The sequence below is a fragment of the Staphylococcus sp. FSL K6-0223 genome (assembly GCF_038008285.1).
The window spans coordinates 192435-208040 of sequence record NZ_JBBOYX010000001.1; the positions used below are offsets into that span (position 1 = coordinate 192435).

Below are 15606 nucleotides of genomic sequence, written 5' to 3' on the forward strand. Positions count from 1 at the left end.
TCTGATTTCAACCTACAACTTACTTTATAAAATATTTGAACTATTTATGAAAAAAGTGAGACAAAACTCGTTGTCCCACTCTTTATTTTGAATTAACCAATATTTAAATGTTTACCAGGTAAAGCTTTCAATAAATATGAATCATGTGTAATGATAATTAACTGTAAATGTTGAAATTCTCTTAACATTTGTAAGATGATATCTTCGTTCACCATATCTAAATTTGTTGTTGCTTCATCTAAAATCAAGACATCTGGTTCTACAAGCAAAGCTTTTGCTATCCATAGCCTTTGGAATTGGCCACCACTTAAAGTACTCACTTTTTTACCAAGTAATTGTGATTCTAACTTACATTGCGACATGACTTCTTTTATTCTGTCCTCATGTATAGCTTTAGGATAATGAAAATGAATTAAAGGTTGTTTTAATATCCAATGAACTGTTTTATTTGGATCAAGTGTACTCGAATGATATTGAGGCACATATTGGATATGTTTCATCCATTTGTGTTGTGAAATATGGCCAAGTTCTAAATCGTTATATATGAGTGTACCTTGATAATTTGAATCTAATCCTGCAATAATTTGAGCCAAAGTAGACTTTCCGCTTCCACTTACGCCACTTATCAATAAATGATCGTGTGTCTCTAATGTATAATTAAAATTTTTAAATATCTGTTTATTAGAAAAAGCTTTATTTAACTGTTTAATCTGTAACATATTGATATCTCCTATTAGCTAGTTCAATCAATTGCTTCGTGTAAGCATGCTGAGGATCACGTAAAATATCAGAAGCACGCCCTGTTTCTACAATGTTTCCGTTTAGCATGACACTGATATGTGTTGCATAGTTTAAGACTAAGTTTAAATCATGAGTTACAAATAGCACTGTCATATCATGTTCTGTCACTACATGATGCAGTAGAGCCATTAAACTATGACGATTGTTTTGATCTAGCGCACTAGTCGGTTCATCTGCAATTAAAAACTGTGCTTCTCTTACAATAGCCATGACAAGTGCAACTCGTTGTGCCATACCACCACTCAATTCAAAAGGATACTGATAATAAATGGATTCAGGTTGGTCCAATCCGAGATGTTTAAATTGACGTAATACAAATGCTTTTTGTTGATCACGTGTTAATGAAGATGACATAGAGTCAAACAATGCATCAAAGTGTCGCTTGATACGAACATTTTGGAAAAAATTGCGATTCGCATCTTGGAACATTGCATCCGTTTGCGTTAAATCGAGATGAATCTCACCACGATAGGTTAAATCATCTTCTTTCATATTCAGTACAGTACGTGTAAGTAAAGATTTACCACTCCCACTTTCTCCAATTAAACAATGAAAGCTTCCTTTTTCAATCTTTAAATGTATCTGTTTAAGTAATGGTTCATGTTTGTGATAAACAGATACATCATTGATATAAAGGACTGTATCTAATGTAGGTGACGACGATTGAGTATTTGACATATGAGTGCGAACCCTCCTAATAAGACACCTGGAAAGATAAATAACCAGGGCGCAGAATAGAAATAACTTTTACCGTCATGTAAAATGGCGCCTAATTCAGGAATAGGGGGTTTTACTCCTAAACCAATAAAGGCGAGACCGGAAATACTTAACATTAACTTACCAAAATCTGCAGTAACAAGTGCCATAATGTCGCTGATGAGATGTGGCACAATGTGATGTATTGTAACTTGGAACTTCGACATCCCACTAAGTGGCGCAAATTTAATGAACGGTTGTGTCATCGTGTCACGTGCTAAATTTCTGAAATACCGCAAATAGCGACCGAGCCAGCCGATGATGAGTGCAAGACATAATCCTACTACAGAATTATTAATAAAACCAAGGACGACAAGCGCGATAATGATAGCTGGTAAAGCGATTAACATATCTGCAAGTGCCATAATGATAGAATCTAACCATTTACCTACCATAGCTGAAATAAGACCAATAATCAGTCCAAGCACGATTGTCCCTATCATAATGAATGCAGTAAGACCAAGTGTAATCAAGCTACCTACAAATAGTCGTGTTAGAAAATCTCTACCCAAATCATCCGTACCAAGTAAATGATGTAAACTTGGAGGACGTAATGCTTGAGATTGATGAATTTGATTTGCTTTATCATATAGGACATAAGCGAGTATAACTAAAATGACTATCGTAATAGGCCATATGAAACGTTTAATCTTCATACGTTACTCGCCCTCCTAACGTTTTCGACATATTCAAACGAGGGTCACTTTTTTCTAGTAAAATATCACCCAGGAAATTCAATATCATAATGATTGTAATCATCATCATTAGAATACCTAGAATGAGTGGATAATCCCGAAGATTAATACTAATAATAAGCAATTTTCCTAACCCTGAAATACTAAAAATGACTTCTAAAATAATGACTCGACTGAATAAACGAATAAAATTATTAATTGTAATCGTAAGTAATGGCGCTAAGATGTCTTTAACTTGTACGTAAATACGATCTTTTAATTTAAACTGACGTAATGAGGCAAGTTGGTATGCTTCCTTACGAAGTGTACGTTTAAATAGATGACTGCTAAGTAAAACCATATGACTCCCTTCAACCAAGACTAAAATAGCGATAGGTAGAATGAAGTATTCAAAGCTATAACTTCCAACAAATGGTAGAAGATGCCATTTCACACCGAAATAGTAAATAAAAATAATGGCTAACCAATATTCTGGTAGTGATGTCACCACTTGAGACGCATGTAATATGAATGTAGACCACTTTTTCTTAGGATAATTTCCACAGAGATAGCCAATAATATAGCCAAGTGGAAATAAGATGATGGCTGAGATAAAAATAAGTTTCAAGGTAGGAGCAACGGCTTTAGCAATACGATCAGTGACAGGCTCGCCGTTACTAAAGCTCGTGCCTAAATCTCCTGTAAATGCATGACCTAGCCATTGTAAATAACGAATAGGCAATGCTTGGCTTAACCCAAGTTTATCTTGAGCCATCTTAATTCGTTCATCTGTAATTTGTGCCACACCATGTTCATGTAGATATTGAATTGCTGGATTTCCAGTTGTATGTTCAAGTAGCACAAATAAGATAAACGAAATAATAATGAAATATAATATAAGTTTAAGTAAATGTTTAATCATACTAATCATGATGAGATACCTTCAATTTATCGTAATTAATGGGTGCATCCGTTTGTCCCGAGAATTCGAATTGCTTAATCTTAGGACTTGTAACAAACACTTCGTTTGGATAAGCAATCGGCACTTCAAGATATTGTTGATCGATGCGATGTAAGATGTGATTAAATGCACGTTGTTGATCATCCTTATTGGTAATGGTTGAGAAGCGGTTAAGCATTTTTGTTAGCTGAACATCGTTTGCGAACATGCCAGGCTTATTTCCGTCTTGCTTAAAGCGTGCATTTAAAAAGTTATATGGCATGAGCGCATTCGTATAAGAACGATAGAAAATAAGATCATAATCTTTTCGGATAGTGAGTGTTTCATAATACGTTTGGGCATCTAAAACGTTAATATCCAAATGAATACCTACGTTTTTCAAATCTTGTTGCATAATTTCTGCTTTTGTTTTCCATTCAGGAAATTCATCAGTTTGAAGCGCTAATTTTAAAGAAAGGTCTCGTCCATTTTTTTCAAAGTAGCCCCGATCATTTTTTTTATAGCCTAATTGTTCTAGTAAGCGTGTTGCTTGAGTGGGATTATATGAATGGGTTTGTTGATTTGTGTCATTCACGAATTCTACGCCGTCTTGGAATAATCCTTTAAGCTGCTTATTTGATGATAAATGATCAGTATTAATCGCTTTACTAATTGCTTCACGTATTGTTTTATTTTTTAGGAACATGACTTCTGGATTAAAGGCCATGAACTGTGTTTCTGTACTTGGATATTGTTTTACCTTTAAATCTTGATTACGGTATGATTCCTTGATTTGTTGAGGAGTCAAATGTCCTAGAGATCCCCCAGTAATATCGATAGAGTGACTTTCAATCGCAAGATGTCGTGAATCGCTATCTTCAATAGTTTGAAATATTAAGTCGTAATCCAGTGGATGATGGTTGCGATAATATGGATTTGGTTTAAAAGACACAGTCTCATTTGTTGAATTTGCTACTTTGAATGGACCTGTACCAATCGCTTTTTCAAATTGACCTGTCGTTTTACCATCTTTGACGGCATTTGGACTCATGATACGAAGGGGGCGGACTTGTGATAACTCATTTAATACCTGATTAGATGGTGTTTTTAAATGAATGTCTACGGTATAGTTATCTTTAAGAGTGACCGATTTCAGTTTATCCAAGGTTTCCATAGGATTCGTTTTATCGGTTGCTTTCGCACGTTCAATTGAAAATTTGACTGCTTTTGCGTTAAAAGTTGACCCATCATTAAATTTAATGTTGTGTTTTAAATGGAATGTATAATCTTTTCCATTATTAGATACTTCCCAAGATTTAGCTAAACCAGGCTCAATCTTTCCATTTTCTCCATATGTAACAAGAGGTTGATATATTGCACTGTAGACAGGCATCGGAACATCAAACGCTTGTGCATCTAACTGGGTCGGGTTAAATTCTCGTGCAAGAGATACTTTCACTTCTTTGTGTTGATGTTGATCATGTGTACATCCAGTTAATAGTAGGGAGGCACACATTGCGAATGACAAAAGCAGATGATTTTTCAAATTTAAAACCTCTTTCAATTTATATTCGTTACTTATTAATGATACATGGAAACATTTATTTTGAAAATAAAAATGTCTACAAAATTATATGTTTTGTAGACAAATAAAATCTTTTTAATTATAGAAATTGTATCTTACATATCACTAATCATCTTATTTTCTAATGTGTTTCTCCTAAAGCTACTTTAACATCAGGGTGGTCTGAAATCGCATTGATTGCTGCTGTAAGTCCTTTTGTAATCGTATCTAAAGACATCGAAGGTGTATCAGGTTTATCTATGACTTGTTCTGGAATAAAAGGAACATGGATAAAGCCAAATCGTAAGTTAGGATAATAATTATCTGCAAGGTAACCTAATTGATAAAGCACATGATTGCAGACAAATGTGCCTGCGGTATTCGATAAACTTGCTGGAACACCCGCTTTTTTAATTGCTTCGGTCATTGCCTTAACAGGAAGACTTGAAAAGTAAGCTGGCGCTCCATCTGGATGAATGGCAACATCAATGGGTTGATTTCCTTTATTATCCGCAATACGTGCATCATCAATATTAATGCCTACGCGTTCAGGTGTAATATTGAAACGTCCCCCTGCTTGCCCGATAGATAATACCACGTCGTAATGATGGCGTTCTAATTCTTGTTGAATCACATCTTTTGATTGGTGAAATACGGTTGGAATTTCTAAAGTTGTAATGGTATGTGCCCCAATGGTAGGGTCCAGTTGTTTGACCGCTTCTAATGCCGGATTTACTTTTTCTCCGCCAAACGGATCAAATGCCGTTACTAAAATATTCATAAAGCTTCTCCTTTAATTTTTTACAGTTTAATAAATAAAATATAAAACATTTATTTACATCATTAAATAAATAATGATACAAGGCAACTTAAAAGATATATGAACAGTTTGTGAATAATTTAAAATTAAGAATAAAATTAAACTAGAGGGGTAAAATAATTATGTAAAAGGAGTGGTATTATGACAAAAACAGCAGTCATTACAGGTTCGGCAGCAGGGTTAGGAAAAGGAATTGCTCAACGTTTAGCCAATGATGGGTTTAATATTGTTATTCAAGATATTAATCAAAAAGCTCTAGAAAAAACGGAACAAGAGTTTAAAGAGAATGGATACAACGTGGTAGCATTTCATAGTGACGTATCTAAGAAAAAAGAGCAAGAAGAATTAGTTCAATTTGCAGTGGCAGAATTTGGTCAAATTGATGTATTTGTGAATAATGCTGGTGTAGATGCGGTGTCACCTATTTTAGATATTACAGAAGATGAATTGGATAAATTATTCCATATAAATGTATATGGCACGTTATTTGGAATTCAAGCAGCAGCAAAACAGTTTATTAAGCAAAATAGTAAAGGTAAAATCATTAACGCATGCAGTATTGCAGGACATGAATCTTATGAGGTATTAGGTACATACTGTGCTACTAAACATTCAGTACGTTCTCTCACTCAAACTGCAGCAAAAGAATTAGCTGAAAAAGGTATTACGGTGAATGCTTATTGTCCTGGAGTTGCTAAAACTGAAATGTGGGATCGTATTGATGCTGAAATGGTTAAACTAGATAGTAATCTAAAACCAGGTGAAGCATTTGAACAGTTCTCATCAGCAATTAAACTCGGACGTTATCAAGAACCACAAGATGTGGCTTCTTTAGTATCATTCTTAGCATCATCAGATTCAGATTATATTACTGGACAAGCCATTTTAACTGATGGTGGACTAGTTTATAGATAAAATAAAGAATGATAAAAGTGAAAAAATAATAAGCCTCTCTTACACTTTGATGTAAGAGAGGTACTTTATTAGATTTAAAAATATGTTATCCGTTCACTTTTTCAGTATACAATCCTTTATTCTTTCTCGAAAAGACTACCAAATCGTCACGATTTATTAAGTCATCGGTGAGTTGTAATTCTGTAATGGTATTAGAGTCATAATATTTAATATAGAGTGTTTTTGTCGTTAAATTAAAGACAGTTTGATATAACGTATAATAAAATCCATTGTCAGAAGGGCGAACAGCGCCTTTTGGTACACTCACATGGTCTAAAATTCTAAATGCATCTAAGATAGGATGATCATCGCTATCTGGTAATAAGTGATGAACAAGATAAGCTGCGCGAACAAAACGTTCGCCAGATGTATACCCTCCAGGTAAACCGAATGTGCCATTCATATTCCCTAAGTTAAATTGTTTTGAAAATGTATTATCAATTTTATATGGTGTCACATGCATATAGTGTTTCAAATTTTCATAATGCCAATTTAAATCTGGGTTATTTGTGAGTACGCCAATTGGATTATCAATCACTACGATACGTCCTTCAACAAATGTCACTTCCACAGTGCGCCCTGAAGCATCAGATAAATGATAATGTAAGGGAGGAACTTCGTTAATATCACTATATGAATAGGCTACAACGTTAACATGTTTCGCATTTTCAATAAGTTCTTCAATATTTCTGTTATAGCCGAGCGCCCACACAAGGACTTCTGTTTGCGAAATATTGATATAGCCGTCACGAATGTCTGTCGCATATGACGCATATCCACGATCGTATTGATTTGACATGGCAAGTCCATGTTCATTGACGCCATCTCCAAAAACAAAACCTTCCATATCAGAACCAGCACCTGCAAAGGCATATAACGTTTTCCCTTTATAGTCGACATGCGATTTAAAGGAGTATCCTCGAGGTTGAACTGCAGGAAAGCCATTCAAAGGGTAATCGTAATCCATCGTTCTTCCAAAAATAACATCTCCATTGCTGGCTCGAAATGTAATGCCTGTACACATATCGTCGTCTCCTCGTAAATTAATTTTTAATCGCTATTTTAAAATATAAACCTAAAATAAATGTTAACACATAAGCAACGCCACTAATTACATATGCCCACATCACTCCTTGATTATCTACAACAAGTGAAATACCTAAAGTACCAAGTGAGAAAAATACACTGCTTAATAAATTATTCAGTATATAGGTGGAGGTCAGGATTTCTTTTGGTACTTCACGTTGTACAACTGAGTTTAAAGAAATATAGCGTGAATCTTCGAAAATCCCCATTAATAATGAAATTAGTAAAGCAAGTAACACAGATTTATGTAGGATAAAGCTGACATTAATAAACGCTAATATGAGCGGAATGTAAATAATAACAGGGTAACTTATTTTTGTGAAAAATTGATCTTTACCATTTATCCATAATCCAGCAATAATCGTCCCACTAAAGAAGGCAGCATTGATGAGTCCAAACCAAAAATCATCGACATGTAAAAATGTTCTCGTATATGTAAGAATAATTGCAGCAACCCAAATGGATGTTGCGACAGATTCGAAAATTGTAGATAGATTTAGATATAAACTCAGTTTATTGGAATAGTTATGATGTAATACAGTTTTAAAGCTATTTAATATATTTTCTTTTTCATTATTATAAATATGCCGTTCTGAAAGTTGAATAATAAAGAAGTAGGATAGGATTTCTAGTACAAGCGCAAATAAAAATAAATATTTAGCGCCAATCAGGCTCATCAGAAATCCACCTAATGCCCATGTCGACAATTGAACAATGCTACTCATCATATTCATTAAAGCGTTCGCCGACGTTATGTATTCTTTCTTTTCAATAAAAGGAATCATCGCGTTCTTAATTGGATTGGTAAATCCATCAAATAGAGCATTTATAAATAGTAGAATAAAAATAAATATTGGAGATTCCTCAAATATAAGTAGACTTGCGATGATGGATAGACTCACAAGTTTAAGCCCTTGGAAAATCCACAATACTTGTTTTTGAGTAAAATACTGATAAATATAATTTGAAATAAAGCTACTAACAAAGAGTCCGGAAGTAAAAATAATTGGAATCATAGAAGCGGCAGTCGTTTTTGAGGTCATACTATACACTACCGAAATTAAGCCGACAACGGTTAACACGTCTCCAGTATTTGCGAATAGCTGACTATAAAAAAGATGGAAGTAATCTTTACTGTGCTTCTTCATAACAAAATCACCTTATGTAAGTTTTAATTTAAGTTATTATAGCACAGTAAGTATGTAAAAGTACCCTTTAAAAGTAGGTTGATACTTATAAAGGGTACATGTCATTATGCGTGAATATGTTCAGGAACATCTTTAAAGTTTTCTAAACGACGATTCCATTCCTCATCACTAATATGGTGTTTTGCAACGTAGCGATTACGTTCATGTTTGGCACAGTCATATGAACATGCGCCAAGATATTTTGCTTCATTTTCTTCGGATACTAAAATTTGTTTATTGCATTCTGGATTTGCACAGTTAATATAACGTTCGCATGGTGTGCCATCAAAGTGTTCTTTACCAATCACTGTTTTGTCTACATGGTTAACATCGACACTAATACGTTCATCGAAGACGTACATTTTGCCATCCCAGTACTCACCTTTTGTTTCTGGGTCTTTACCATACGTAGCAATACCGCCATGTAATTGTCCTACATTTTCAAAGCCTTCTTTTACAAGCCAGCCTGAGAATTTTTCACAACGGATACCACCCGTACAATACGTCACAATGTTTTTACCGTCTAATTTTTCTTTATTTTCACGAATCCAATCTGGTAAATCTCTGAAGCGTGTAATATCTGGACGAATGGCACCGCGGAAATGACCTAAGTCAAATTCATAATCATTACGTGCGTCTAAAATAACAGTGTCATCATCTTCTAATGCAGCTTTAAACTCACTAGGTGAGTAGTATTTACCAGTTGTCACACGTGGATCTACATCATCTTCTAAACCTAAAGCAACAATTTCTTTTCTAGGACGTACGTGCATTTTTTTGAATGCATGGCCCTCAGCTTCATCAATTTTGAACGTCATATCTTTAAAACGTTCATCTGCATGCATATGTTCAATATATTGATCTGTATCTTCTTTTGTACCAGATAATGTACCGTTGATACCTTCTGTAGATACTAAGATTCTACCTTTTAAGTTATGTTCTTTACAAAATGCTAAATGTTCGGTAGCAAATGTGTCAGGGTCATCAATTGTTGTATATTTGTAATACAATAATACTCTATAATCCATTTTCTGATTCTCCTCTAAAAGTTAATTTATCTGTATGTTAAACGTATCTAAATTGTTATTTATATAAAAATCGACATTATAATATTTTAACAAAATTATAACTTCTTTCAATATTTGCGCTCATAAATCAGTCAATTGACCTATACAAGGAGAATCATTTTACTTATTGAAATCGATTACATATAGTAAGCTTAAGTTTAGAATGTTTCAAGCGTATAATAAACTATGTAAATGAATGACATAAGGAGGCTTATTTAATATGTTGGATAATAAATTACCTAAATTAACGTATAGTGGTAAATCTAAAAGTGTGGTTCCTATTGTTTCTGAAAGAGAATTACAAACAGTTACAGCTGAACCATGGTTAAAAATTTCAGATGAAGGACTTCAACTTGAAGGACTTATTTTTGATAGAGAACATAACTTGTTTTTATGTGAAGTATTTGGTGGAAAGATTTTCAAAGTTAATCTACCAAGTAAAGATATTTCTGTAGCGTTTCAATCAGAAAAACAAAATCCAGCTGCAGTCAAAATTCATAAAGATGGACGATTGTTTACATGTTACTTAGGTGACTTTGAATCTACAGGTGGTATTTTTGCAACTGATGAACATGGAGAACACTTTGAAGAGATTATTTCAGAAATCAATACAGATTATTGTATTGATGATATGGTATTTGACAGTAAAGGTGGTTTTTATTTCACCGACTTTAGAGGGTATTCAACGAATCCTAAAGGTGGCGTCTACTACGTTTCTCCTGATTTTAAAACGGTAACACCAGTGATACAAAATATTTCTGTTGCTAATGGTATCGCACTTAGTACCGATGAAAAAGTCCTGTGGGTAACTGAAACAACGACGAATCGTCTTCACCGTATCCAATTAGAAGATGATGGTGTGACTATTGCGCCGTTTGGAGCAACCATACCGTATTATTTCACTGGTCATGAAGGACCTGATTCTGTTTGTATTGATAGTGATGATAATTTATATGTTGCGATGTATGGACAAGGCCGAGTTCTTGTCTTTAATAAAAGAGGGTATCCAATTGGACAAATTTTAATACCAGGTCGCGACGAAGGAAAAATGCTACGTTCTACGCATCCACAATTTATACCAGAAACGAATCAGCTGTTAATATGTACAAATGATATTGAAAATGGCTCAGAAGGTGGATCAATGATTTATACTGTGGAAGGTTTCGCTAAAGGTCATCAAAGTTATCAGTTTCAATCCTAGACAAGTAACAGAGACGTTTTCAATTCAATACTCCCTTGCTCATCATCGTAGTGAGGGAGTTTCATAATTTAAATGCATGTTTATGTTGTAAGTTATGACGTGATAAAGATCGTTCAATTTAAAGTATAATGTGAAACATCAAAGAATATAGATTATACTATAAGAAATAATATGACATACATCATGTATGAGAGGAGTATTGGATGAAAGACAATTGGATAACACATAAAGCAGATAGTCTCGTAGGATCATTCTATGACCAACAATCATATCAATTTCAACAAGAAGGGTTTGAAACGACACTTTCCTTTGGAACAGCAGGTATTCGTGGTCAATTTGGTTTAGGTCCAGGACGTTTAAATCGATATACCATTCAACGTCTAGCTTTAGGAATTGCATATTATTTACAAGATAATATGGCACAACCTTCCATTGTCATTCATTATGACATTCGTCATTTATCAGCAGAATTTGCAGACATTATCGCGCATATTTTAGCGTCTCATCATATTAAAGTATATGTATCGGATACATATCAAACGACTCCGCAGTTATCTTATGCAGTGAGATATCTTCAAACGTCTGCAGGTATTATGATTACAGCTAGTCACAATCCTAAAGATTATAATGGCATTAAAGTATATGGTGCTGATGGAGCACAGCTCGACGATGTCGCCTCACTTGAAGTAGCTAAGTATATTGAACAATTAGATGATCCACTTCATTTAGACATTGAATTAAATGAGGCGTTAATTAAAAAAAATATTTTACCCTTACCAGAAGAGATTAATAAATACTACTTTTCGGAAATTAGCCAATTGATTGGTGACATACCTCCATCAAACTTAAATGTGGTGTATACGAGTTTGCATGGTACAGGAACACCTATTATTCCGAAGGTACTAAGCCACCTTCACTTTAATAACATTGAACTTGTTGACTCACAATGTAAAATTGATCCTGATTTTAGTTCTGTAAAAAGCGCCAATCCAGAAGAACATGAAGCGTTTGATTTAGCTATCAAACAAGCCCAATACTCTAAAGCTGATTTAATCATTGCGACAGATCCTGATGTGGATCGAATGGGATTCGTTGAACGAGATTATGATGGTCATATTCACTATTTTAATGGTAGTGAGATTGGTGCGTTAATGATTAAATATTTAGTTGATCATACGACGCTTCCTAAACATCCAGTCATGATTCAATCCATTGTAAGTGGTGAACTAGGAAAACGTTTCGCAAAGCAACATGGAGTCACTGTGAAGGAAGTCTTAATTGGTTTTAAATTTATTGCCAAGGCCATTCGCGAATTAAATAACGATGAAGCGTTTATCTTTGCTTACGAGGAAAGTTATGGTTATCTTGCGGGAGATTTTGTGAGAGATAAAGATGCCATTCAAATTGTGCCACTTGTGATCAAATATGCGTCAATTTTAAAAAATGAAGGTAAAACCTTACGCGATGCATTAACTGACATTTACGAAGAAATAGGATATTATTGTGACCAACCTATATCTAAAGTATTTGAAGGGCAAAAAGGTCAACAAGAGATTGCAACGTTAATGGAACATCTTCGTCAACACATTCCAGATACGTTGGGCGGATTAAAAGTGATAGCAGTTGAAGACTATCAAAGTCAAAAGAGAATCAATAAACGGAATGATAAAGTTGAAGCGATATCTCTGCCAAAGTCAAATGTGATTCGGTTAATCTTTGATGAGGGATTTGTTGCATTACGTCCTTCAGGAACAGAGCCTAAACTCAAATTCTATCTTTCACTTAATGTTGACGATTTCGAACAAGTTTCGCATGATATCTATCAATATATATTTAATGATAATAAATAAAAATAGAAAAATAAGTGTAAAAGAATAACACCTTATATCGAGTCTTTGTACTCATGATATAAGGTGTATTTTAATTAATTATTAATATTTTCTTAAAAAGTCGAGTTGACGATGATATAATTTATCAGCAATATAAGCTTGGACGCGTGTAAGCACTTCTTCAATTTCTTGTGTCAGATTAGATAATACACGGACTGTAAAACCATGTGTAGGTAATTGCGTAATACCAATACGGCAATCGTATTGCTTTGTATAATCTTTAATTTCATCATACACATCTTCAATGAATTTTTGCGTTATATTAGGGTGTATACAATAAGCCGAACCAAGATGTGTATAGTTTTCCATATAGCCAATCGAACTCATTTTTGTTTCACTTGGGTGCATGCGTAAATTATCGTAGGTGATAAGCACATCATCTACATAAATTTCATTAATTAAATGCATGTAGTCGTAAGTGAATGGTGTGTCTTTTTCAGAATAGCCTGGGGTTAAAATATCGGTATAGAACATTGATGCACTTTTATCTAAATTAAAGACGTTATGTTGGAAAAACTTTGCTCTTTCATAAGCAATAATAGGATCTCCTACATATTCCATATAACCATCTTTTGCTATATTGAATGTTTGGTATTGTTTCACGCAATCGTTTAACGTCTTATATATTTTAGTTGCACCTTGAGAGGTCAAAGTGACTTTAGCATCTTCTTCAACATTAATATCCATACGATAACGATCGCCATCTAAATAACCACCGCCAACATTTACGATATAAAATGTTGGAATCGTAGAAAAATTTAAATAAATTGGACGAATAACCTTTAACGCTTTTTCGAAAAAGATATTACGGGCAACAGAACGCTCACCATTATTAAAAACAGTGAGATTCAATTGTCCAGTCCAAGAAGGTTTTGAATCGAATTGATGTTGTACCATTAAGCTAATCCTTTAAGTAATGCATCGCGTTCAATCCATTCAATGACATTATCTAAACCCTCGTCGGTTTTTAAATTTGTAAATGTGAAGGGACGATTGCCACGAAATGTTTTAGTATCTTCTGCCATTTGGTCAAGTGATGCGCCAACAAATTCTGCTAAATCTGTTTTATTAATGATAAAGTAATCAGATTTAATCATACCTTGCCCACCTTTACGTGGAATTTTTTCACCTTGAGCTACATCGATGATATAAATAGAGAAATCTACTAATTCAGGACTGAAAGTAGCAGCTAAGTTATCGCCACCTGATTCGATGAAAATAAGTTCAATATCCTCATGACGATCTAATAATTCATCGATTGCAGCAAAGTTCATTGATGCATCTTCACGAATTGCTGTATGTGGACAGCCACCCGTTTCCACACCGATAATTCTATCTTCTGGTAAAACACCAGTATTCACTAAGATTTTTTGGTCTTCTTTTGTGTAAATATCGTTTGTAATCACGCCAATACTCATATCTTTTGATAGACGACGTACAAGTTTTTCAATTAATTGTGTTTTACCTGCACCTACAGGACCGCCTACACCAATTTTAATTGGATTTGCCATGTATATTACCTCCTATGAAATAAAGATTCTCACGTTTACGTTTTCATGCTCCATTTGATTCAGTTCTAAGCCAGGAGCTGTTAAACCGAAATCATCTTCGCTTAATGTGAGAATGTGTTGTCGTGTCCGTTCGATATGTGGAATCATCTCCGTCACAACTTGTTGTCCTATTGTTTGACCTAAGGGAATTGCACGTACTGCATTTTGCGTTAAACTGGAAACGTTCTGATATAGATAGTAATCAATAATCGTTTCAATATCGACGCCTAAATAATGTCCTAGCATTGTAAAACAAATAGCTGGATGCAGTTTTGCACGTTTATCTTTCATTTGTTGATGATACCAATTAATCCATGGACTATCATAAAGTTCTATAGCAAGTTTTACCATACGTGTACCCATTTGTTTAGTACCTACACGTGTTTCTCTTGGTAAACTTTGGACATAAATTAATTGATCAAGGTGTAATACTTTTTCTGTATCACCATTATTTAAAGCGTTATAAACTAAACGCATTGCAAGGCCATCTGAATAGGTTAACTGTTCATTTAGAAAGAGTTCTAACCATTCTCTAAATGATGTAGCATCATGAACTGTCTGACGTTGAATATACGTTTCTAGTCCAAATGAATGACTAAATGCGCCAGTAGGAAATTGTGAATCACAGAACTGAAATAGTCGTAAATGTGAATGATCAATCATGTGAATGACCTATATGTCTGAAGGCTTTATTCACTTTTCGATCTTCATGGCTATAGGGAATACCTAGCGTTTTTAATAAATCTTCTACTAGGTAGTCATATTGTACAAGCATTTCAGTTTCTGTGAATTGCGCAGGTAAATGACGATTACCTAATTGATGCGCAATATCTCCCATTTCTTGTATGTTACGCGGCTTAATGACAAGTAAATCTTCCGAGTTTACATCTACTACAATCATATTGTTGTCATCTTGATATAAAATATCGCCATATTGTAAATCGATAGGTTGTTTTAAACGAATACCGATTTCATTACCGTGATCTGTTGTGACACGTTGAATACGTTTAACCAGATCAGAGTTTTCAAGATATACTTTTTCTACATGCTTTTGTTTTTCCTCTGCAGAAAGGTTAGCGATATTGCCTTGGATGTCTTCTACTATCATCTGAGTACC

At 34.2% G+C, this 15606-nt stretch carries 17 protein-coding genes; 4 read left to right on the forward strand and 13 right to left on the reverse strand.

What is annotated here, in order from left to right; translation table 11 throughout:
• Window positions 1–92 precede the first annotated feature (92 nt).
• Genes MHI13_RS00945 through MHI13_RS00965 form a run of 5 tightly spaced genes read right to left on the reverse strand, consistent with a single transcriptional unit; the run spans window position 93 to window position 4717 of the window.
• Window positions 93–719, reverse strand: a complete 627-nt coding sequence (locus MHI13_RS00945; protein WP_002449241.1) for an ATP-binding cassette domain-containing protein — start codon at window positions 717–719, stop codon at window positions 93–95.
• Window positions 706–1479 carry an ATP-binding cassette domain-containing protein gene (locus tag MHI13_RS00950; RefSeq protein WP_048679937.1) on the reverse strand — a complete coding sequence of 258 codons (774 nt, stop codon included), beginning with the start codon at window positions 1477–1479 and terminating at the stop codon, window positions 706–708. The genes MHI13_RS00945 and MHI13_RS00950 overlap by 14 nt, the downstream gene beginning before the upstream one ends.
• Entirely contained in the window at window positions 1446–2213 is a 768-nt protein-coding gene (locus MHI13_RS00955) for an ABC transporter permease (protein ID WP_070548046.1), read from the reverse strand. Before MHI13_RS00955 ends, MHI13_RS00950 begins: the two co-directional genes overlap by 34 nt.
• On the reverse strand, window positions 2203–3162 hold the full coding sequence (locus tag MHI13_RS00960) for an ABC transporter permease (RefSeq protein WP_048679943.1): 960 nt from the start codon (window positions 3160–3162) through the stop codon (window positions 2203–2205). Before MHI13_RS00960 ends, MHI13_RS00955 begins: the two co-directional genes overlap by 11 nt.
• Window positions 3155–4717 carry a nickel ABC transporter substrate-binding protein gene (locus MHI13_RS00965; protein ID WP_054105657.1) on the reverse strand — a complete coding sequence of 521 codons (1563 nt, stop codon included), beginning with the start codon at window positions 4715–4717 and terminating at the stop codon, window positions 3155–3157. The genes MHI13_RS00960 and MHI13_RS00965 overlap by 8 nt, the downstream gene beginning before the upstream one ends.
• On the opposite strand from MHI13_RS00965, the gene MHI13_RS00970 reads away from it, so the two are divergent.
• Complete coding sequence (locus tag MHI13_RS00970; protein WP_340761057.1) at window positions 4693–4824, forward strand: hypothetical protein; 132 nt, start codon at window positions 4693–4695, stop codon at window positions 4822–4824. The genes MHI13_RS00965 and MHI13_RS00970 overlap by 25 nt on opposite strands.
• A 53-nt stretch (window positions 4825–4877) precedes the next feature.
• On the opposite strand, the gene pcp is transcribed toward MHI13_RS00970, so the two are convergent.
• Entirely contained in the window at window positions 4878–5516 is a 639-nt protein-coding gene (gene pcp, locus MHI13_RS00975; protein WP_070548043.1) for a pyroglutamyl-peptidase I, read from the reverse strand.
• Between the two features lie 180 nt (window positions 5517–5696).
• Between pcp and MHI13_RS00980 the strand changes: the two genes are divergently transcribed.
• Window positions 5697–6470 (forward strand): acetoin reductase, encoded by a 774-nt coding sequence (locus MHI13_RS00980; RefSeq protein WP_002449443.1) that lies wholly within the window; start codon window positions 5697–5699, stop codon window positions 6468–6470.
• An 85-nt stretch (window positions 6471–6555) separates the two neighbouring features.
• On the opposite strand, the gene MHI13_RS00985 is transcribed toward MHI13_RS00980, so the two are convergent.
• From MHI13_RS00985 to trhO, 3 genes are all read right to left on the reverse strand, one after another.
• Window positions 6556–7533 (reverse strand): choloylglycine hydrolase family protein, encoded by a 978-nt coding sequence (locus tag MHI13_RS00985; RefSeq protein ID WP_061815496.1) that lies wholly within the window; start codon window positions 7531–7533, stop codon window positions 6556–6558.
• Between the two features lie 19 nt (window positions 7534–7552).
• Window positions 7553–8743, reverse strand: a complete 1191-nt coding sequence (locus MHI13_RS00990; protein ID WP_070548039.1) for an MFS transporter — start codon at window positions 8741–8743, stop codon at window positions 7553–7555.
• 104 nt (window positions 8744–8847) lie between these two features.
• Window positions 8848–9810, reverse strand: coding sequence for an oxygen-dependent tRNA uridine(34) hydroxylase TrhO (gene trhO, locus MHI13_RS00995; RefSeq protein ID WP_049415862.1), 963 nt, complete (start codon window positions 9808–9810; stop codon window positions 8848–8850).
• Between the two features lie 259 nt (window positions 9811–10069).
• Here trhO and MHI13_RS01000 point away from each other — a divergent pair, with 259 nt between their 5' ends.
• Together MHI13_RS01000 and MHI13_RS01005 are read left to right on the forward strand one after the other, a co-directional pair.
• Window positions 10070–11050, forward strand: coding sequence for an SMP-30/gluconolactonase/LRE family protein (locus MHI13_RS01000; protein WP_070548036.1), 981 nt, complete (start codon window positions 10070–10072; stop codon window positions 11048–11050).
• A gap of 203 nt (window positions 11051–11253) precedes the next feature.
• Window positions 11254–12900, forward strand: a complete 1647-nt coding sequence (locus tag MHI13_RS01005) for a phospho-sugar mutase (protein WP_070548033.1) — start codon at window positions 11254–11256, stop codon at window positions 12898–12900.
• An 81-nt stretch (window positions 12901–12981) separates the two neighbouring features.
• On the opposite strand, the gene MHI13_RS01010 is transcribed toward MHI13_RS01005, so the two are convergent.
• The 4 genes from MHI13_RS01010 to ureE are packed head-to-tail and all read right to left on the reverse strand — an operon-like array spanning window position 12982 to window position 15597.
• Entirely contained in the window at window positions 12982–13836 is an 855-nt protein-coding gene (locus MHI13_RS01010; protein ID WP_017175519.1) for an urease accessory protein UreD, read from the reverse strand.
• A complete protein-coding gene (gene ureG, locus MHI13_RS01015; protein WP_017175518.1) occupies window positions 13836–14450 on the reverse strand; it encodes an urease accessory protein UreG in 615 nt (204 codons plus the stop codon). Before ureG ends, MHI13_RS01010 begins: the two co-directional genes overlap by 1 nt.
• Before the next feature lie 12 nt (window positions 14451–14462).
• On the reverse strand, window positions 14463–15152 hold the full coding sequence (locus MHI13_RS01020) for an urease accessory protein UreF (RefSeq protein ID WP_049434711.1): 690 nt from the start codon (window positions 15150–15152) through the stop codon (window positions 14463–14465).
• Window positions 15145–15597, reverse strand: coding sequence for an urease accessory protein UreE (ureE, locus tag MHI13_RS01025; RefSeq protein ID WP_002449547.1), 453 nt, complete (start codon window positions 15595–15597; stop codon window positions 15145–15147). Before ureE ends, MHI13_RS01020 begins: the two co-directional genes overlap by 8 nt.
• Window positions 15598–15606 lie beyond the last annotated feature (9 nt).

Coding starts and splice junctions, on each gene's coding strand:
- trhO (WP_049415862.1), bottom strand. CDS start 9,810: ATGGATTATAGAGTATTATTGTATTACAAATATACAACAATTGATGAC.
- MHI13_RS00950 (WP_048679937.1), bottom strand. CDS start 1,479: ATGTCAAATACTCAATCGTCGTCACCTACATTAGATACAGTCCTTTAT.
- MHI13_RS01005 (WP_070548033.1), top strand. CDS start 11,254: ATGAAAGACAATTGGATAACACATAAAGCAGATAGTCTCGTAGGATCA.
- MHI13_RS00970 (WP_340761057.1), top strand. CDS start 4,693: ATGACAAAAGCAGATGATTTTTCAAATTTAAAACCTCTTTCAATTTAT.
- MHI13_RS00990 (WP_070548039.1), bottom strand. CDS start 8,743: ATGAAGAAGCACAGTAAAGATTACTTCCATCTTTTTTATAGTCAGCTA.
- MHI13_RS00980 (WP_002449443.1), top strand. CDS start 5,697: ATGACAAAAACAGCAGTCATTACAGGTTCGGCAGCAGGGTTAGGAAAA.
- MHI13_RS00945 (WP_002449241.1), bottom strand. CDS start 719: ATGTTACAGATTAAACAGTTAAATAAAGCTTTTTCTAATAAACAGATA.
- ureG (WP_017175518.1), bottom strand. CDS start 14,450: ATGGCAAATCCAATTAAAATTGGTGTAGGCGGTCCTGTAGGTGCAGGT.
- MHI13_RS00960 (WP_048679943.1), bottom strand. CDS start 3,162: ATGATTAGTATGATTAAACATTTACTTAAACTTATATTATATTTCATT.
- MHI13_RS00985 (WP_061815496.1), bottom strand. CDS start 7,533: ATGTGTACAGGCATTACATTTCGAGCCAGCAATGGAGATGTTATTTTT.
- MHI13_RS01000 (WP_070548036.1), top strand. CDS start 10,070: ATGTTGGATAATAAATTACCTAAATTAACGTATAGTGGTAAATCTAAA.
- MHI13_RS01010 (WP_017175519.1), bottom strand. CDS start 13,836: ATGGTACAACATCAATTCGATTCAAAACCTTCTTGGACTGGACAATTG.
- ureE (WP_002449547.1), bottom strand. CDS start 15,597: ATGATAGTAGAAGACATCCAAGGCAATATCGCTAACCTTTCTGCAGAG.
- MHI13_RS00955 (WP_070548046.1), bottom strand. CDS start 2,213: ATGAAGATTAAACGTTTCATATGGCCTATTACGATAGTCATTTTAGTT.
- pcp (WP_070548043.1), bottom strand. CDS start 5,516: ATGAATATTTTAGTAACGGCATTTGATCCGTTTGGCGGAGAAAAAGTA.
- MHI13_RS01020 (WP_049434711.1), bottom strand. CDS start 15,152: ATGATTGATCATTCACATTTACGACTATTTCAGTTCTGTGATTCACAA.